Consider the following 20,991-nt stretch of genomic DNA (forward strand, 5'->3'; position numbering starts at 1 on the left):
TCCTTGCAACCTGCAGTTGTTGTGTAAATAAACTGGTATGTTCCCGCTACTGTCATTCCTGTTACGTTGTTTCCAGTAATCGTCGCCGTAGCTGGGGTTGTGCCCAATTGCGCCCACGTGCCACCTGCGGGACTTGGTACTAAAGTGTAGCTCGTCGCCAAGGTATTTGTCGCAGCATTTACACAAACCAACGTCGTGTCTTTACCTGCGTTTGGTTTGGCATTCACTGTTACTACCACATTCGCTGTGTCTTTACAACCTGCTGCGTTTTGAGCTACCAACACATACGTCGTCGTGCCTGTTGGTGTCACCGACGTTGGGGTCGCCACTGCCGTGCCGCTTGCAGTTCCTACCGTCCACACTGGACTCAAATACGTCGCATAGTTCGTAATTCTTGATGTTAAGTTAACTGACTCTCCCGCACATATCGTCGCACTGCCGTCGGCAATATTTGGCTTGGCGTTCACTACCACTTGCGCCGTATCAGTACAGGTTTGACCACCCGAAGTGATGGAATACACAAATCTATACGTCCCCGCTGCATTCAAACCTGTGATGTTGCCATTGGCATCAATGCTCGCTGCCGATGGGTTAGCTGGACTGCCTATCGGCGCCCACGTGCCGCCTGTCGTCAACGCCGTCAACTTCGCCGTGCTCGTTGGTTGACACACCGACGCCGCGTCGGAGCCTGCGTTCGGCTTCACACAACCCGCACATGGAGCGACTGTTACCGCTACCGTATCTTTGCAACCTGCGGTCGTCGTGTAAATGAACTGATACGTTCCTGCTACTGTCATGTTGGTCACGTTGTTTCCAGTAATCGTCGCCGTTGCTGGAGTTGTGCCCAATTGTGCCCACGTTCCGCCTGCTGGACTTGGTACTAAGGTGTAGCTCGTCGCCAAGGTATTTGTCGCCGCATTTACACAAACCAACGTCGTGTCTTTTCCTGCGTTTGGTTTGGCATTCACTGTTACTACCACATTCGCCGTGTCTTTACAGCCTAAAGCATTTTGAGCTACCAACACATACGTCGTCGTGCCTGTTGGTGTCACCGAAGTTGGTGTCGCCACTGCCGTGCCACTTGCTGTGCCTACCGTCCAAACGGGACTCAAATACGTCGCATAGTTCGTGATTCTTGAGGTTAAGTTAACTGACTCTCCCGCACATATCGTCGCACTGCCATCGGCAATATTTGGCTTGGCGTTCACTACTACTTGGGCCGTGTCAGTACAAGTCTGACCACCCGAAGTGATTGAATACACAAATCTATATGTTCCCGCTGCATTCAAACCTGTAATATTTCCATTGGCATCAATGCTCGCTGCTGATGGGTTGGCGGGGCTGCCTATCGGCGCCCACGTGCCGCCTGTCGTCAACGCCGTCAACTTCGCCGTGCTCGTTGGCTGGCACACTGCCGCCGCATCAGAACCTGCGTTCGGTTTCACACAACCAGCACATGGTGCTACTGTCACCGCTACGGTATCCTTGCAACCTGCAGTTGTTGTGTAAATAAACTGGTATGTTCCCGCTACTGTCATTCCTGTTACGTTGTTTCCAGTAATCGTCGCCGTTGCTGGGGTTGTGCCCAATTGTGCCCACGTGCCACCCGCTGGACTTGGTACTAAAGTGTAGCTCGTCGCCAAGGTATTTGTCGCTGCATTTACACAAACCAACGTCGTGTCTTTACCTGCGTTTGGTTTCGGGTTCACCGTCACTACTACATTCGCCGTGTCTTTACAGCCTAAGGCATTTTGAGCTACCAACACATACGTCGTCGTGCCTGTTGGTGTCACCGAAGTTGGGGTCGCCACTGCTGTACCACTTGCTGTGCCTACCGTCCACACTGGGCTCAAATACGTTGCATAATTCGTGATTCTTGAGGTTAAGTTCACCGACTCTCCTGCACAAATCGTCGCACTGCCGTCGGCGATATTTGGCTTCGCATTCACTACTACTTGGGCCGTGTCAGTACAGGTTTGACCACCCGAAGTGATGGAATACACAAATCTATACGTTCCCGCTGCGTTCAAACCTGTGATGTTACCATTGGCATCAATGCTCGCTGCTGATGGGTTGGCGGGGCTACCTATCGGTGCCCACGTGCCGCCCGTCGTTACCGCCGTCAACTTCGCCGTACTCGTTGGCTGGCACACTGCCGCTGCATCAGAGCCTGCATTTGGCTTCACACAACCCGCACATGGTGCTACTGTCACCGCTACGGTATCCTTGCAACCTGCCACAGTCGTGTAAATGAACTGGTACGTTCCTACTACCGTCATGTTGGTCACGTTGTTTCCAGTAATCGTCGCCGTAGCTGGGGTTGTGCCCAATTGCGCCCACGTTCCGCCCGCTGGACTTGGTACTAGAGTGTAGCTCGTCGCCAAGGTATTCGTCGCAGCATTTACACAAACCAACGTCGTGTCTTTACCTGCGTTTGGTTTCGGGTTCACTGTTACTACTACATTCGCTGTGTCTTTACAGCCTAACGCATTTTGAGCTACCAACACATACGTCGTCGTGCCTGTTGGTGTCACCGAAGTTGGTGTCGCCACTGCCGTGCCGCTTGCCGTACCTACTGTCCATACTGGGCTTAAATACGTGGCGTAATTTGTGATTCTTGATGTCAAGTTCACCGACTCACCCGCACATATCGTCGCACTGCCGTCGGCGATATTCGGCTTGGCGTTCACTACTACTTGGGCCGTATCAGTACAATTTAATCCACTGACCGAATACACAAAACGATACGTTCCTGCTACAGTCATGCCTGTTACGTTGCCATTGGCATCAATGGTTGCGGCAGCAGGGTTGGCAGGACTACCAATCGGTGCCCATGTGCCACCTGCCGTGGTGGCTGTTAGTTTAGCGGTGGTAGCTGGCGCGCAAACACTCACATCATTTCCTGCATTTGGTTTGATACAAATACAATTCGGAAGCGTAAATTTATCTGTGTCTTTACAAGCCGTAGTTGTTTGAAAACCTACACTGATAGGTACATCTACTTGACCACTACTTGGCATGTTGAAGTTGACCGTCACTGGCGACAGTACACCGCCTGAGACATTGATGATGCGGGTTGAATCTCCCGCTGTCACAACGATATTTTCCCCCGCTGGATTATTCGACCAAGACACGACTATATCCAATGGTGCTTTACCATCTTTACAAGCACCCACGTTCACCGCATCTATGTTTAGTACACAAACAGCTGGCTCACATGGCAAAGGTGTACGAATCGTCTTGCTATCTTTACAAGTACTGGTTCCACTAAACACCGCATTGAGTACATAATCAGTATTGTTGGCAGGTAGTGTAAACGACACCAATGCGGGTGAGGTAGCCGTTGTTAGGTCAATGGTTTGAGTTACCCCATTGAGTACCACATTTATGTTTTGGCCACTTGGCGCATTGGCCCAAGCCACAAATACATTGACTGTTACTTCACTGGCAGTACCTGTCCATACACACGGACTAAGCGTGTAATTGGTAATTTTTACATCACAATTAGTATCCTGATAAATACCCAAATCCCAAGTACGGTCGTCTTCACCTGCGTCTAAAGTTGTGACAATCGTAATGATGCCATCAGAGTCTAGCGCATCATTGCCTCCTTGATTGCTCGTGGTGGTTACATAGCCCGCTGGTGGATAAAATTTGGCAAAATAGTCGCCAGGTTGTAAGGTAGAGAACAAATATTTACCCGTGCCATCAGTCACCGTAAAGCCGACGAATAGGTCTGTAGCAGGATCTGAGATGCCATCGCCATTGTCTTTATAAAGTTCCACACGCACGCCTGATACCCCCGTTGCGCCGTCGTCTTGAATACCATTTTTGTTGGTATCAATCCAAACATAATCACCATATACCGCAGGCTGAATTGGTTTGAGCTTAATCCCTACTTTAATAGGCTCGGCAGCCAATAGGGGCTGGTTATTATCAGAACGAGTAGCTACAAAACCAAAAGAGTTCCACGCAATTTCGTCGTTAGTTGGGGCATCTACTGGTGCTCGCATTGGCCAGCTGAACACCAACGAATCGCCACCTGCCAATGTTTTTGTTCCAAAATCAATTTTGACCGCCTGTACCTGCGTAATATCCAAAGGTGGCGTCACGCTCCAGTTAGGAGGTGTACAACCCGTTGGGAAAGGCGAAGGGTCAGCGGGTTGCTTTACTTCATCGCGGCAAGGATTAGAAACAGTTGTATAATAAACTGTTACCCCTGCTGGCGCAGAAATTGGATTGGCCAAGTTGGGACGCCACTGTGTTTGACGTGCCTGAGGATCAATCACACCTCTGTCACCTATAAATGGTAAAATGTCAATGATTTTGATGTCTTTCATCACCACGTTACCCGTATTTTTGATGATGAGTCGGTAGTCAGCGTCTCCGCCAGGTACTGTTTGACCGAAGGCAGGATAGCGAGAATAGGCAACATCGCATAGCCCTTTGACCCATTTGATGGATTCCATGGAAGCCGAAGCTGCAATGTTTATATCACATTGACCATAACCACTGTTAGCTCTTCCTACAGTTTCTGTGGTGTTACCGTCTAAATCCCAGTCTTTGGTGTCCACAAAATTTCCAAAATTGTAATCAGGCTCATTCACCGAGGCATTGGAGAAGGTCGCAATAAAATCGGCATTATAACTTCCAGCTGCAAGAGCTGGCGATATTTTTACGGAAACATTCACTGAGAATCTTTCACCGTGGGGCAAGACCGTTCCACTTGGAAATGTCCAGCGATATAAGTCTCTCAACTTCCCACCTGTTGTTATATAATTAGGAATAATTTCTAAAGTAGGCGGAGTTGTAATGCCCGAATTGTTGGCAGTAAATGTCTCCGAACCTGGCACATAAGTAAATCCAGCTGGTATCAACAAAGCACAGACTGGATTAGTACCATCAGCGTACCCCACATCAGCGATGACCATTCCAGTAAAAGTCACCGTCCCTCCAATCGCTTGCGAACAGTTTGAGAGGTGGCCTGCGTTATATATTGCTTTAGCAGTCGTGGGTCTTGGTAGTAACTTCACCGAACTATTACACGCCGTTCGTCCTGCTTGGTCGGGTATCCCCGCTGTGGTACTGGTCCACTCCATACAGTTAGTCACGGTTTCGGTAGTTGTTACTTCGGTTAGGGATTTAAAGTGTAAGATGTGGTTATTGGGCAACAGAGAGGCACCAGGCGGAAAGGGGGTCTTCAAGACAAACTTGAGTTTTGTAAACAAAGTCCCCGAAGGAAGGTCAGGAACTCCTGAACCATCGGCTAAAACAACCCAAGTACTCCCCGACACGTTGGTTTGATATTCAATGTGATCCACATCCTCCCATTCAAGTACCCGTACGCCATTGTATTCGGCATCTTGGTCTATGACGACATTAGCAGGAATTGTTTCTATGATTTCTACATTTTCCAAAGGCGTGTTTCCTGTATTCGTAAAACTCCATGTATAAGAAAACCGCTGACCCGGATAGGCATTCACATTCGACCCCGCTGATTTTGTCAATACAGCTGAGGTAACGGGCGTGGCCAAGGTAGTTGTCTCTGTTAAATCCGAAACGCATCCTCCTACATTGTCACCATCGTTGAGCACAGAGGCTGTGCCTGTTAAAGGTGTATAAGCCACCGTAGCGGTATTGGTCACGACATCGCTGGCACTAAAAGTAGGTGAGTTGAATTTCACCTGTATATCCAAGTTATAATAGAAACTTTCCCAAGTTCCATTGCCATATTGCCGTAATGACAAATTCGGTATGCTTGCCGTCACTACACCTGCGGAATAGGTGCCCGTCCCAACTTCTGCTCCATTGATGACATTATATACTTTGGCACTAATAAACTCGACATTGGCGGGCAAATTGTCAGTAACCGTAATGTTTGTTGCTTGCAGTGTACCGAAGGGAGTAAACAAAGGGTTAGAGCCTCCATTGGCCGATACCCGAACCCGATAGGTCGTTATATTGTCGATAGCACCCCCATTGAATACCGTTTTTAGGGCACAAATCCTAGGAATAGCCGTTACCGTCATGCAATGGTTTTTGACCCCTGAAGTAGCACCACTGCCATCTGTAATCTCAGCGGTTGTACAAAGCTGGGTGTTATTGGGCGTGGTCAGGTTATTGGTTCTGACAATAAACTCCAACACGCCCGTCGAGCCTGATGGCACAGGGTTTATAAAGTTAATCGTCAGCTTTTTTGCTCCTACGGTATTGGTAAAGACAAAGTTCGCCACTGGAGCATGGGTAGTTCCCACAAATTCGCCCACGGTGTAAATATTATCGGGCAAATTAATCACAGCCTTTACATTAGACGCATTTCCCGTAGTGCTGGAAACCGAATAATCCAATTGAAGCGTGTACTTATCCCCCGATTGAACGGTGGTCAGGTTATTTTTCTCTTTGTAGTCCAAAGAAATCGTTACCTGTGCCTTTGCACACAAGATTGTTCCCAGTAGCAAGGATGTCAGATAAAATAACCTACGGATTTTTGGATAAATAGAAGGAATGTAGATGTACTTTTTCATGGGTAAAATGTTTGGAGTAGTATGTATCAAATACCATCCCAAAAAGTACACAGCTAACTAAAACGGATACATGCGGCTCTTTATAGGATACCAAAGGAAGATTTAAATAAAATTAATTGCGAAGACATATAAAAAAAAGAAAATACCCTCAACTACAATTATGATGCCGACAAGAAAAACTGTCCGTCTAAAACCTAAAATTAATTCACAAATAAGATACTCATTGAAATTATTCGCACATGTAATTTTATTTAAAATCAACTTAACTAAAAAAATTTAAAAACTCTATAACTATTTGATTTTAAAAGATATAAACCAAAAAAATCCAAGAAAAGTATATAAAAATTTAATAAACTGTCGAAATAGGCATACCATATATTCACCAAAAATGGATACTTTTTAAGAGAAAAATACGAATCAAATCCCAATAAACATAATTCACAAAATTTCGACATTCCAATGCTATAAATAAGTATGCCTATTTTTGCTTTTTTTCAAAAAACACCCATTTATCCTACTATAATATGCCAAAAAACTCTCCATTTTGGTATCTACCAATAGGAACAAAACAAGCTTTTAATCTACAAAAGCATAAACAAACCAAAGTCGATAAGTTTACTAGCTAAATTTGGTATATAGACTTATATCCCACTAAATAATATTATTGAGGTTTTTCGACTGCAATTCATGTTTTGCACGCCGACTTATTGGGAGAAAATGCCCCTCCTCAAGCTCTACTTGGCTCTTTTCAAAGTCTATCTTTTTGACAAACTTTTTCTGAACCAAAAAACTACGGTGTATTTGCAAAAAGCGCCCCAAAGGCAAGTGCTGTTTCAGCAACGTAAGCGATTTTTTAAACGCATAACGCTTGGTCTTGGTCTGAATGAAGGTGTAGGTACGTTCTACCTCGATGTACAGAATGTCTTTAATCGCAATAATTTCACCGCGAGAAGTGCCTCTGATAAATTGTGGCTCTTGCCTGATTTGTTGCGATAAGATTCGGATAGCGCTCTCCAAGGTATGTGTATGAAAGGGCTTCACTAAGTAAAATACGTGCGTAAAATTGGCGACCTTCTCATAGATTTGGGGAACGTCTTCATTGATGATTAATATAATCGGAATTTGAAAAGCCCCTAACGACCCCAAGCATTCCTTGTCTTGGGCCGTTGCATCTTCAAAAATCGTCGCAATAATTAAGTCCACGTGACTTACTTCAATCAAATCAAGTCCTTCATCACAAGAGCCAACTTTACCAACGATTGAGTAGCCTAAATTAGAAAGCAGGAGTTCAAAATGCGAGTTTTCCAGCGGATTGGATTGGATAAACAAAATATTCATGGGTGAGCAAGGAGTGGTAAAAGCCAAAAATCTTGAGCAAAAGAATTACTTATTATAATAAATACCTAAAGAAAATCAATAAACGTTTGCTTAAAGGGTATATTCGATTTATGTCAACATGTTTAATAGGCATATAAAATATGTCTATTAGAAAAGTGTAGAATTGACACAAGTATAGTTTCGTAACCGTTTTAGTACCTAATATACCCATTCAAGACCGTTTAATAAGTAGTCCCTTTTTAGCTTTAAAAAAATTCTTACTTTTGGAATCAGTATAGTTTACAATCGTTTACCCTACCAATAATATGATACATATAGACCCTATTTCCAATCAAGTGGCTCCCCCCTACGTCAACATTTTTATTAAGCAAGAGGAATTAACACATGTTGTAGAACTACTTCTACAAACCAAGGTCCCTTTTGTTGTGAGCCACCAACCTAACGATGTAAATGTATCTACACCTTCGAGCTATGACACTACAAACCAAGCTAGTATGGAAGACCCACCTTATGAAATGGGCGGGGGTTCTAAATCACAAGAAGGGCATGTAAAGCGTCTTTTTTCTCTAAAGAAGGAAATTGAACGAATGATTGATCATTATTTGTCGGCAGGAGAAGAGCCAAATTTAGAAGTTGTTGCCCAACGTTTAAACTTCAGACTTTCGGTATTTAAAACGCATTTTAAAGATGCCTATGGTAAACCATTTTATCAATTCTATATTGATAGAAAAATGGAATACGCCGCCGAATTATTACGAAAAGGAGTCAGGGGAGCGCAAGTATCCCTCCAAGTAGGATATTCTCATCCCATTAAGTTTAACAAAATGTTCCAGAAGCATTTTGGAGTAACGCCAAAAAAATACCAAGAAGCAATGAATATTTATTAGAAGCCCTCGTTCTGACAAGCCATTGTTAGAAATATAGCCAATGGGCTTTGACTCCATGTTTTCGTGTGTATTCCAACGTCGGAGCAGGTATTTTCACGGTATTTAGCAGAAAAAACAATGCCTTTAAGCCTTTTCGACGGGTTGGAATACGCCGAAAATCTATGTCTAACGACAGGTAGTATTGCCGATAGGGATCATATCCTAACATCCTACTTTTTTCGATTTCCGCCCCTACCATATCGTGAATGCCGTATCCAAACGACACACTAAGCCACTTTGGAAAGCGAGAGGCTGGCATAAAAGAAGCCACATTGAACGAAAACCAGTACGTTTGTCCATTGTAATCCTTCAGCCATTGTTCACTGAGGTTTTGACCAAGTAGTTCGGGACGAACCTTCGCAAGTGACGTCGGGTGAAAAGAAAATTTGGGAACAATTCGTTCTTCGTTCCAAAGTGCATACTGCCCCAAATAAAGCGATGGCCCCAGCACATTGGCCACCATGTCAGAAGGTGAAAAACCATAGGTCGGGTACTGAAATCCATCCAAAATTTCGATAGGAGTCAAAAACAAAAAGCCAGAAAGTGCCCCGTACAACGCTGCTTGTTTACGGCTCACGTTGGTTTGCTGATAAAGCGCCGCAGTATGGCGACAAATTTGGTAAGCTGTAAAGAAATGCCCTACCTTGTCGAGCTGTTGCCACTCGTGCGCATCGTCACTTACGTGAAAATGGCTAAAATCATTGGTCTTGTACCACGCCTTGCTCAAGCCATAAATAGACCCAACGTAGGCTGCACTTTCGCCCGCCATTATCCAGCGCAAAGCTCGGTAATTGGGACGAGTAGCAAGTGTATCTTTTTGAGCAAAAGCCTCTTCTCTCCCCAACGTGAAAATGCACAATACTAGAATTACTAACTGTCGTCTAATTTGAGGCATTATGATGGTTAATAACTTCCTTGGTACTTTCGTACTCCCCATTCGGCTGTTGCTAACAACAATAACAAGAAAAACAACCACTTGTTCTGAATCAATTCGGACAAATCTTCAGCACTATCTAGGCGGTCGGGGGCCTTGTTTTTGAGCAAATAGTCTTTCAATTGTTCGATTTGGTCGGCCTTCACAAACTGCCCGCCTGTTTGTTGGGAAAGTGCGCGTAGCATTCCATAATCAGCCGTCAGATTGAGGGTTTCGAGCGCTAAATCACGGACAATAAATTGCCCCGTAACTGATTCGACTTTGTTTTGCAAACTGGTCGTTGCTTTGTACTGATACACCCCTTGACCAAGGCCACTTAGCTCAAAACGCGAGTTTCCTTCGGCATTGGTGTAGGTATAAGGTTTGGATTTTCCGCGCTCGTCCGTGATTTCAAGGCGAATACTTTGTCCGTACGTTTTTTCGTAAATATCGTTATACACTTCGGTTTCAAACGTCACTTTGTCACCTACGTTGTATTCGTTCGCCAATGGATAGACCCTAAACTTACGTTTATCTTCTTTGACCGAAATCAACTGAATCACTTTTTGCAGGAGTTCGTCAACGGCTTCTTGCTTTTCGGTTAGAGCGTATTCTTCCATGCGCCATTGCCAAATCCCCTCCCCTGCCAGTACCGCCGACTTGCGAGCGCCGCCAGTATTCAGCACCAACAACGGCTTTGTAGTTTTGAGATTGCCAACATTTTGATACAACACCACTTCACTCCCTGGCGATAAGCGATATTCCCCAAAAGGAACCGTCAACGGAGGCATTTTTTCCAAAATACGAAGTTTTTCGGGGTCAAGATTAAGCAAATTAAAGCTAGGATTAAATCGCCCTGACACTTTATCAATTTGCCCTGGATTTGCCATTACCGTTACGGCTGAATTGAGCTGACTGGCCTTGGCAGTATTGGCTTGCGAACCTAAAATGAAGAACAGCGGCGTATTGTCACGCTGCAAATATCGTTGAATAATGTCTCCACCGATGTTGAACAAATCGGGCAGTTGATGCAAAATAATGAGGTCGTATTTTTTGTCCGGGTAAGTTTCAGCCGATGGATTGACACCAAACACTTTGACATCCACCTCATAGTTGAGGTTTTTCTCTAAAATGGTCCGAATCGCTTTAATGTCTGGGTGCGTGGCCAAGGCCAACACTAGCACTTTTTCTTTCCCGTCGATAATGTCAAGATAGACATCGCGGCGGTTATTTCGAGTCGTAAATTCTCCTTTTAAAGCTTCAACCTCCACCACATAATGTTGAAGTCCCTTGACGGCCGAAGTTGCTTGAAAAGAGATTTGTTTAAAATCGTCCTTTTGGCTAAAAGTCACTCGTTGGCTACTCAGCGTTGAGCTTCCTTGGCGGAGCGTTACGGTAACGGTTTGTCCTTGGAAACCGCTCGCCACGATGTCGGCGTTGATGGGGAATTGGTTGCCTAAATAGGCAATTTTATTGGCGGCAATGTTTTTGATGCTGATGTCGCGTTTGGGCAGGGTATCGCCTACGCCTACGCTGTGAATTCGAAATGGATAATTGGTAAAAGTGGGCGCAAGTCCTTGGTTGCTAATCCCGTCGGTGAGCAGTACCACATCGGTCAAGTTACGACCTTCGTAATTACTCTTTGCTCCTCCCAACATGTCAGCGAGATTGGTAGTAGGCTGATTAAAAGCCACTTTCGACAACTCTTCTTGGTAATTTTCGGAATTTAAGGTTTGAGCCGCCACGTCTATTCCTTCGTCGGCGAGGGCTTCACGAAGCTTTTCCAGCGATTCCAAGGCTTTTTTTCCATAGCTTGCGACCGATTCGGAGTTGTCAATCGCCAGTACCACCTTCGACTTATCGCTGAAAGTTTGGATACTTCTCAATAGCGGGTTAAGCAGTAAAAAAGCGATGATACTCACCAGCGCTCCCCGAAAAAAGGCAAGCGCGTAGTTGGTTGTTTTACTCCAAACGGGTTTAGGTTGATAAAGAAAAAAAGCATAGGCCGCCCCTGCCAACAAACACAATCCTACGTACCAATATGGTGTCTGAAAAATAATCTCGGCTGCAAACATTAGAGAATTATCGGTTATTTATTTCCACTTACGATTCCATTTTTAAAAAAACTGATGGCACACCGATTTGGTTAATCGGTGTGCCATTTTAACTCTATTCGTTTTTATAAAATAACCCAGTCTCTGTTATTTTACATCACCATTCCGCCATCGACTTGTAACACCTGCCCTGTGATGTATTTCGACATATCAGAGGCCAAAAATACGATACAATCAGCTACTTCTTCGGGAGCACCGCCGCGTTTGAGCGGGATTCCCTGTTTCCATTCTTCGATGGCTTTTTCGTTGAGTTCGCCTGTCATTTCGGTTTCGATAAACCCAGGTGCCACAGCATTGCAACGAATATTGCGTGAACCAAGTTCTTTGGCCACTGATTTTGTAAAGCCAATCATTCCCGCTTTAGAAGCCGCGTAGTTGGCTTGGCCAGCGTTTCCTGTCAAACCTACCACCGACGTAATGTTGATGATTGACCCACTGCGGGCTTTCATCATCACTTTGGTAACGGCTTTGGTCAAATTAAAAATCGACTTTAAGTTAACGCGAATTACCTCGTCCCATTGTTCTTCGGTCATACGCATCAACAGGCCGTCGCGGGTAATACCTGCGTTATTAACTACCACATCAACCGTGCCGAAATCTGCCACAACTTGTGCTACCAGGTCTTCAGCCGATTTAAAATCAGAAGCATCTGAGCGATACCCCTTTACTTTTGTTCCAAATTGTTTGAGTTCTTCTTCTAAGGCTTGGCCTTTTTCGACGCTCGACAAATACGTAAAGGCCACTTGAGCACCCTCTTGGGCAAAGCGAGTGGCAATGGCTTTCCCGATGCCACGAGAAGCACCTGTTACGATAGCGACTTTGTTTTGTAAAAGAGACATTATGTTCAGTTTTGAATAAAATTATACCTTAAATAGTATCACTCACCATGTTAATGCTTCGGGAGCTTCGTCAAAATATTGTTTCAGTTCTTCATCTACTTTGACTAACAATCCCATTCTATAGTATCGTTGTATTTCTTTCCACACCGTCGGATGGCTTTCTTTTAAAATACCATCTTTTAGCTTTTCTAATAAAGACAGAGGTGCATTATTTTTTTTCTTGTGTACATATTCAGCAATGCGTGCTTTGTACATGCCAAACGCATTCTCGCGTGCTTGTCGAAGAGGCTCTCGTTCTTCATGATTTAACCTTAACACCTCATTGTAACTATATTCCATTTTTTTCTTTTCATTGGCCGATAAACTAGGCAATGGAAAAAATTTAAAAGTACCCGACAGGTCCAATATGGCAAATTGAAGGGGATCTTCCGTTCTTGGATTTATCAGTGCGGCCTTTCCTGTTGGCGGCTGGGTTGAGGGCTGCCCTTTGGGCGGATTGACCACCGCAAAACTACCATCTTCCTGTTTAAAAACCGCAAATTTATTGTTTTTGGGGCCATTACAAGGGCCACAAGCATATACGTAATTTCCCCAATCAAAGCATTTTTCTGGGAACAAATCTTTAGGGTAAATATGCTCTACTTCATCCCCAAGCGAGTCTTCGCAATACACACAGCGACGGGTGCTGTTGCACATTTCGGTAAGTTTTTTCTTAACTTCCTTAAAAGTCGCATTTGATTTAGTATTCTTTTTGGGAAAAAGTTCTTTTGCCTTTGCGCTACGCTCCGAAAAAGTATTCAGCTTATCTATACTTTCTTGAAAAGCTTTCAATTCGTTCAAGACCGATGGCGAAGGAGTGATATTTTTGGGCAGCTCAATCATCCTTCTAGCGTTTTTTCGGTAGGAAAAATCTTTTTCAGTTCCGTTAATTCGCCCTCTTCATTTTTTGACAACGTACCCAATAATGATTTGATATTGAGCTCACCAAGGCGGGTTCTCTTATCGTTTGCTTCGGTTGAGATAGTTACCGATTTTCCAAAAACTTCGGTACTGTAAGCATCTAGTACATTACCAAAAATAAGTCGTTCACGGTGAATACCATCTACCAACCCCGACGGGACAGTACTATTTGGCGCGGCTAAACGCCAAATAGTACCGTTTTCGGCAGTCCTACAAATGAGTGGGCTATGCGTCGTGACGATAAATTGAATATTAGGGAAATACTGGGTAAACCACTGTCCAATTTTAGTTTGCCAAGTAGGATGTAAATGGGCGTCCACCTCATCGATTAAAACTACACCAGGCAAATCTATGACCATGTTACCTTTTCGAATAGTTCGAAAAACGGTGTTTGCCCCATAAATGCGAATCAGCTGCCGAATTAGCTCAAAAGTTAAACTTAAAATAGAACGGTATCCATCACTCATTTGATTGACGTGAACAGTAGTACCGTAACCATCTTTGAAAATAACTCCTTCTGAGCTAATGCTGTCAATAATAGCACTATGAGGCAAAAAATTGGGAGAATTTACCAGCTTCTTTATATCATCTATAATGTCACCTTCTTCTTTTTGCTCTAATACTTGATAATTAAGCTTTACTAGCCATTCTAAAGCTTCGGTCAGGGCAACATCTTCTCCAAAGACTGATAAATGTGCCCCAAGCTTTGGTTGCGAGTAAAACACTTTAGCCCATTCAGGATTTCCTCCCGCAAATCGACGAAAGGGGCCATAAGCTACCGAAAACCAACCATTACCATGCCCCCAATTATACTTAAAAGGATCAGGCTTTAGGTCTTTTGCTTCTCGCAATTCGACCATACCGTTGATCCGTTTTAGCTGTAAGACATTCGGAATTCGCTCATTTTTGAGTTTACCTTGGCGGCCTGTATGTTTATCTTCCATCCCTGATTCGAGCGAGAGCGCAATTTCTCCTTCTGTCGCATTTCGATTCAGCCATTCTCGCCAGTCTGCTCGGAGACCTAGCACTTCTTTAGGACCAACTAACGCCAACGCAATCGCTCTTACTACACTCGACTTTCCAGCCCCGTTATCGCCAATAATTACATGCCAACCCGCAGGCTGCTCAAAGACCATCTCAAAGGATTCAATTGAGCGAATATTTTGGATATGAACCTGCTTGATATACATACTTTATCGCTAATTTTTTGTTTGTCGTCCTGCCGTTCTCTTCTTACTTAGGAAACACATTCTCCTCCACCAATTGGCACAAGATATGTCCTAGTAAGATATGGCATTCCTGAATCCGAGGGGTATCTTTGGAAGGAATATTAATCAAAAACTTACTTACTTCTTTCATTTTTCCGCCCGTTTCGCCCGTCATACCGACGGTAACCATGCCTAGTTTATTGGCTGCTTCGAGGGCTTTTACGACGTTGGGCGAGTTGCCAGAGGTAGAAATTCCGACCAAAACATCGCCTTCTTTGCCCATCGCTTCAATCATCCGCGAATAAATCACGTCGTAGCTGTAGTCGTTTCCGACGGCCGTCACGTAGGACGAATTGACGTGCAATGCCTCCGAATACAACGGTGGACGATCGTAATAAAAACGGCCGCTAAATTCGGCCGCTAGGTGTTGGGCATCGGCGGCGCTTCCGCCGTTTCCGCAAAAAAGCACTTTTTTACCCGCTTTGAAGGCTTCGGTCATCGCGGCAGCTACTTCTGCTACGGTATTGAGTAACGTTTCATCGGCTAAAACACGATTTTTGGTATCAATGGAAGCCTGTACGATGGATTGAATTTTAGACATTAAAGTAAATGGTTGTGCCCGAAAAACTCGGTTCAAAGGTGATACAATGATTTTTAGACTAACCACTATACACCCCTACCGCGAAGAATGGGCCATCAATGAACGCGACAAAAATACAAAACTTACCCTAGGATTGCATCCCCAATCGGCTAATCCTTACCGTAGGCTCTTTTAACTTCTCGATTTCACGGATGACTTCGACAATCCCGCGCAACGGAATGTTCACCCACGATGGACGGTAGCTGATTTCGTATCCGAGTTCATAAACGGCTTTTTCGAGCAAGAAAAACAGCAAAAGGAAGTTGATTTCGTTTTGACTTTTAAACAACGGATGCGGCCACCCAAAGGCTTCCAAATACGCATCCATGTAGGTATCGCGCATGAGTTTGTACCAACGATCGGAAACGATTTGAAGCTTTTCGGACGAAATCCCCTTGGTTTCTGCACTTTCAAACAGCTTGGCACTTACGGCATAGTGATAGCTCCGAATCATGCCCGCCACGTCTTTGAGCGGACTGTGCTTGATTTTGCGTTCGGCAATGGTGGCTTCGGGTTCACCTTCAAAATCTATGACAATAAAATCTCCCTTGTCGGTCAGTACTTGTCCCAAATGGTAATCACCGTGAATCCGAATCCGCAACGAATCCAGCGGGCGCGTTAGCATTTCGTTGGCAAAATCATCAATCAGCTCCCGCGCTTCCATAAAAATCCACGCCAAACGTTGCGTTGGCACATCGAGTTTATCGTAGTTTTCAATCAGCAACGTATATCGACGGTCGAGCAGGTCGGTGAGGCGAGTTAGTAAGAATTTTCGGTAAAAATCGTCAAAATGTTCGGGAGCAAAAGCGTCATCTGCTTCAGGAGCAAACAAGCCAAGGTGCATTTCGCCCGTGCGTTTACCCAACAAACCGACTTGCTCAAACACACTTTCGTTGATGCCAAACATCCCCGACGGGACGCCGTACATAAAATCATTGAGAAAATCGCCCGTCAGCGCCCAGTTGTCTTTTTCGGCCCGAATGGCTTGTTGCATCATCCCCAGCGTTACGTCGGGCTGCCCTGCTCGTTGCCACGTTATACTTCCCGCATAGGCAGGAATGTTGCTAAAATCAGAGTGTTGGGTCAAAAAACTGACCATTTCCACCTCAGGGTTGGTTTGGTCGAAGAGTTTGCGGTACAATTTCATAAAGTATTTCCCACCGAACAGCATCGCTGAGTTACTTGAATCAACAGGCAACACGCGACTGTCAATCACCTCTGGCACGTCTGCCTCTGCAAGTCCTCTTCCTTTGGTCGCTTGCAACTGCCCATCGTCGGTCGAAAGCGCAAGTTGACCATATATAGACGTATATAATTGATGCCTAAAACCCGCGTCGTAAATTGCATCAATCCATTGTGAAGTAGCTGTTTTTTCAATCAATCCTTTGGCGGGGACTTCAATCTCTAACTCCACTTCCGCAAAGGGTAACTGGTATAGCTCGGGGGCTCCGTCGTGGTACGTCGCCTCCACTATCAAGATTACGGCATCTCCTACGGGTAAAATATGAAGAATTTGAAATCCCTTTTGAGGGCGAGCTTTTCCTGCAAACCAACGACAAATATTAAAATAAGTAGGAAACACCTGAGTTTCGAGGTGTTCGATTTGAGTAGTAGTCAAATGTATCATCTTCGGTTAAGTGTTTTGAAAAACAGTGGTATGCTGTTTCAAAAGGTAAATATACAAGTAGAAGGGAGTAAAGTAGAAACTACCAATATATAAATAGCCGTAGGACAGGGTCCTACGGCTATCGTTCTTAACCTAAACTAAATCGTATGAGAATTTTAAAATGAATATCTATTTTGAAATCTCGGGTCAAAGTTCTGCAAAAAACCAATTGCCCAAATCACCCGATATGCGCCATTTTTTCGGCGTTTTCATGGAGCAAAACTAGCAATTACCCTTCAAAGCGCCGTTAAAAGGATTGTTAGGCTTTATTTAAGTTTTTTTGGGGTAGCTAACTATGGGGGTAGCTAAAAATGAGGGAGGTATCCAAATGAAATACGGTTTTTTGGGGAAAGAGGCTACGGAAAAGAAAGCCATTTTCTGAAAAAATACGCAGAAAAATGCTCATTTCCCCCATAAACAAACTTCACATTAGGATAACATTGGGCAAAATAAACCACTAAAAACGGGTGATTTCTGGCATACATGAATTGGGGAACTTTGTTGTGGCAATTGTTTCGAGTTGCTACAACAGATGTAAAAACCAAAATATCCAGTTCATCTATGAAAAAAAATCTATTGTTTCTGATGCTTGGTATGCTGCTGAGTGTCGGGTTCGTCCACGCCCAAAACCGCACCGTAACGGGAAAAGTTACTGCTAGTGCAGACGGCAGTCCACTGCCTGGGGTCAATGTCCTTCTAAAAGGTTCCAATACAGGTAGCTCGACCAACGCCGAAGGAGCCTACCAAATTCAAGTCCCTAACGGCGCTACCCTCGTTTTTAGCTTTATTGGTTATGCCAACAAAGAAGTAGTGGTAGGGAGCCAAACAACCATCAATGTATCGCTTTCGGACGATGTCAAACAACTCGGCGAAGTGGTCGTAACCGCCGTGGGGATTGAACGTAGCAACAAAACCTTGGGGTATTCGGTCGAACGCCTTTCGGCCGACAAGCTGGTTCAGAAATCAGAGCCCGACGTTATAAAAGCCATGCAGGGCAAAATCCCTGGGGTTAATATTAACAGTTCGGGCGGAACAGCGGGTAGTTCGTCGCGCATTACCATTCGCGGCGCTAATTCGTTTTTTGGTTCTAACCAACCCCTTTTCGTCGTCGATGGGATTCCTTACAACAACGACCTCAACGAAAGTGGCAACTTCCGCGACAACGGGGCCTCGTTCTCAAGTCGTATCGCCGACCTTGACCCCAACAACATTGCCTCAATGACGGTGCTAAAAGGTGCCGCCGCCGCCGCTTTGTACGGAACGCGCGCCGCCAATGGGGTGATTGTCATCACCACCAAGTCGGGCACCAACAAATTATCCAAAAAAGGACTTGAGATTACGTACAATTCTTCGTTTTCGGCCGAAAAAATCGCCAGCTATCCCGACTTCCAAAACAAATACGGCTCAGGCTCTCAGCAGGTGTATGCCAATGCCAACGGAACATGGGGACCCGCTTTTGGATTAGGACGAATTTACAACGCCGCAGGTGGTTGGACCAATACCACTGCTCCCGTTGACTCCATTCCTATCTGGGTGGGTTACAACACTTACGCGGCCAACTACCCCGCGATTGCAGCACAATACGGCCTTCGCCCCAACGGCAACGTAGCCTACCAAGCCTACCCCGACAACGTCAAGAATTTCTTTCGCACGGGCAATGTCTATGAAAACTCCATCAGCATCACGGGCGGAGGACCAAAAGCGAGCATTACTTCGGTGATTTCGCGCACCGACCAAAAAAGCTTTTTCCCTGGCTCGGCCTTTGAACGTACCAACATCAGCATTGGCGGAAATACCACCCTTGAAAATGGCATCGTCGTAGGTGCTAACTTAGCCTACACCAATACCGTTCAGGATAGCCCACTGTTTGGGGGTGATGGGACTTCACCACTCGCGCGGATGTTTCAACAACCCCGTAACTGGCCCCTCGACAAGCTTCCTTACGAAGATCCGTTTGGAAACGGTGTGTTCTTTTTCCCATTTGGGCAAGCCGACAACCCTTTTTGGTCAATCAACAACAGTATTTATACCAGCAAGGTCAACCGCATTTCTATGAATGGAAGTCTTTTGTATGACATCACCAACTGGATGAATATCAGCTACAAAGGCGGATATAATACGTACAACGACAACCGCTTTCAGCGGATTTCGGCAGGATCGCTTTCGGGTGCGCAAGGCATTGGAAGTATGCAGTTTGATGCCATTTCTTTTGGCGAACAAGACCACAATTTGCTCTTGAATTTCAAACACGATTTGACGCCCGACATTGATCTTCGTGCGGTAATAGGTGCCAACTACAACGAACGTAAGTTTGACCAAACGAGCGTCAATGGCCTTGGGATTGTCACGCGGGGTATTGACCTGATTACCAACGTAAGCACCGTCACTCCCAACACAGGAAACACGGGCATGAGCAAGCGTCGTTTGTACGCGACTTTTGCGGATTTAACGTTGGGTTATAAAAACTACCTTTACCTTACTCTCACGGGGCGCAATGACAAGTCTTCGACATTACCCGCCAACAACCGCAGTTATTTCTATTATTCAGGAAGTGCTTCGTTTATTTTGACCGAAGCACTGGGTATCAAGTCGAACGTATTGAGCAACGCCAAACTTCGGGTAAGTTATGCCAAAGTTGGACGCGATGCCGATCCTTACCAAGTACTTAATACCTTCCGTATCAACTTGGGTGAAAGCTCTGGCTTAGTAGGCTCAACTCGTTACAACGACTATCCATTCAATGGCCAATCGGGTGCTTCGGTAGCGGCTTCGGCTTTCGACCCGAACTTAAAACCTGAGTTTACCAAAGAAGTAGAAGTAGGAACCAACCTAGAGTTCTTTGGTGGACGCGCTTCGTTGGACTTGACGTATTATAACCGTTTGAGTACCGACATCATCGCCCGCCGTTCGTTGCCTCAATCGTCGGGATATACCTCATTCGTGACCAACTTTGGTTCGATCCGTAACTCAGGAATTGAGGCAGGACTTACGTTGGTGCCTATTCAACTCGCCAATGGATTTAAGTGGGATATTTTCACCGCTTATACCCAAAACCGCAACATCGTCGAGACTCTAGCCGAGGGAGTGGAAGAAGTAACATTACGTAATATTTACACCAATCAGCCCATTCCTGTGGTGCGTCCTGGCGAATGGTTTGGGGTATTGCGTGGTACGGCAGTTGCTCGGGACGAAAACGGTAACGCCCTTATTAATCCCAACACAGGTTTGACCATTCCTGATACCAAACAAAAAATCATTGGCAACCCTAACCCTAAATTTACCTTGGCCGTTAGCAACACTTTCCGTTTCAAAGGCTTTACCCTTAGCGGAGTGATTGACTATCGTCACGGCGGTGATTTGTATTCGTGGACCAACCAGTTCTTGTTAGGACGTGGGGTAACGCAAGACACCGAAAACCGTGAAATACCAAAAGTAGTAGCGGGGGTACTGGGCGATGCAAATACCCTCAAACCATTGTTAGACGGCGATGGCAAACCCATTCCTAACAATATTCAAGTAATGGAAAACAACCTTTGGTTCCAATCGGCGGGTGGCTCGTTGGCCGTAAACGCTCCTAACGAATTTTCGGTTTGGGACGCCACAGTCGTTCGTTTGCGCGAGATTACTTTAGGTTATTCGTTGCCGAAAGGTTTGTTGGCAAAAACACCTTTTGGTTCGGCCAACATCACTTTGAGCGGTCGTAACCTTTGGTTTTTTGCGCCTAACTTCCCTAAACACTCCAACTTCGACCCTGAAGTAAACACCTTCGGAAACAGCAATACCCAAGGAATCGACTTATTTGCCGCTCCTTCTGTTCGCCGTTATGGGGTCAACCTAAGTGTTACTTTCTAACAACAAAACTA

11 protein-coding genes are annotated in these 20,991 nt (G+C 45.1%); 2 read left to right on the forward strand and 9 right to left on the reverse strand.

The genetic code is table 11. The annotated features are described in order from the left end of the window. Positions 1-6,524: SdrD B-like domain-containing protein (locus K339_RS35385; protein ID WP_037302325.1), on the reverse strand; the 6,524-nt coding region annotated here is incomplete at its 3' end. 651 nt (positions 6,525-7,175) lie between these two features. Continuing rightward, positions 7,176-7,862, reverse strand: coding sequence for a LytR/AlgR family response regulator transcription factor (locus tag K339_RS0130395; protein WP_028526959.1), 687 nt, complete (start codon positions 7,860-7,862; stop codon positions 7,176-7,178). 305 nt (positions 7,863-8,167) lie between these two features. Here K339_RS0130395 and K339_RS36390 point away from each other — a divergent pair, with 305 nt between their 5' ends. Then, entirely contained in the window at positions 8,168-8,749 is a 582-nt protein-coding gene (locus tag K339_RS36390; protein ID WP_028526960.1) for a helix-turn-helix transcriptional regulator, read from the forward strand. Between the two features lie 25 nt (positions 8,750-8,774). On the opposite strand, the gene K339_RS0130405 is transcribed toward K339_RS36390, so the two are convergent. The 7 genes from K339_RS0130405 to K339_RS35395 all read right to left on the reverse strand — a co-directional run bounded on the left by K339_RS0130405 (position 8,775) and on the right by K339_RS35395 (position 17,089). Continuing rightward, a complete protein-coding gene (locus K339_RS0130405) occupies positions 8,775-9,683 on the reverse strand; it encodes a DUF2279 domain-containing protein (protein ID WP_028526961.1) in 909 nt (302 codons plus the stop codon). An 8-nt stretch (positions 9,684-9,691) separates the two neighbouring features. Beyond that, the gene (locus tag K339_RS0130410) at positions 9,692-11,776 is read right to left on the reverse strand and encodes a vWA domain-containing protein (RefSeq protein WP_028526962.1); all 2,085 of its coding nucleotides are present in this window, start codon (positions 11,774-11,776) and stop codon (positions 9,692-9,694) included. A gap of 131 nt (positions 11,777-11,907) precedes the next feature. Next, positions 11,908-12,654: a 3-oxoacyl-[acyl-carrier-protein] reductase gene (gene fabG, locus K339_RS0130415; RefSeq protein WP_028526963.1), complete on the reverse strand. Its 747-nt coding sequence runs from the start codon at positions 12,652-12,654 to the stop codon at positions 11,908-11,910. A gap of 42 nt (positions 12,655-12,696) precedes the next feature. Next, entirely contained in the window at positions 12,697-13,485 is a 789-nt protein-coding gene (locus K339_RS0130420; protein WP_211243862.1) for an HNH endonuclease family protein, read from the reverse strand. A 47-nt stretch (positions 13,486-13,532) separates the two neighbouring features. After that, positions 13,533-14,804 (reverse strand): AAA family ATPase, encoded by a 1,272-nt coding sequence (locus tag K339_RS0130425; RefSeq protein ID WP_028526965.1) that lies wholly within the window; start codon positions 14,802-14,804, stop codon positions 13,533-13,535. Positions 14,805-14,847: 43 nt separating this feature from the next. Further along, complete coding sequence (locus K339_RS0130430; RefSeq protein ID WP_028526966.1) at positions 14,848-15,423, reverse strand: D-sedoheptulose-7-phosphate isomerase; 576 nt, start codon at positions 15,421-15,423, stop codon at positions 14,848-14,850. 127 nt (positions 15,424-15,550) lie between these two features. Further along, the gene (locus tag K339_RS35395; protein ID WP_037302326.1) at positions 15,551-17,089 is read right to left on the reverse strand and encodes a trehalose synthase; all 1,539 of its coding nucleotides are present in this window, start codon (positions 17,087-17,089) and stop codon (positions 15,551-15,553) included. A 600-nt stretch (positions 17,090-17,689) separates the two neighbouring features. On the opposite strand from K339_RS35395, the gene K339_RS0130450 reads away from it, so the two are divergent. Continuing rightward, complete coding sequence (locus tag K339_RS0130450) at positions 17,690-20,980, forward strand: SusC/RagA family TonB-linked outer membrane protein (RefSeq protein WP_028526967.1); 3,291 nt, start codon at positions 17,690-17,692, stop codon at positions 20,978-20,980. Positions 20,981-20,991: the final 11 nt, after the last annotated feature.

This window comes from Runella limosa DSM 17973 (assembly GCF_000482465.1).
GTDB lineage: Bacteria > Bacteroidota > Bacteroidia > Cytophagales > Spirosomataceae > Runella > Runella limosa.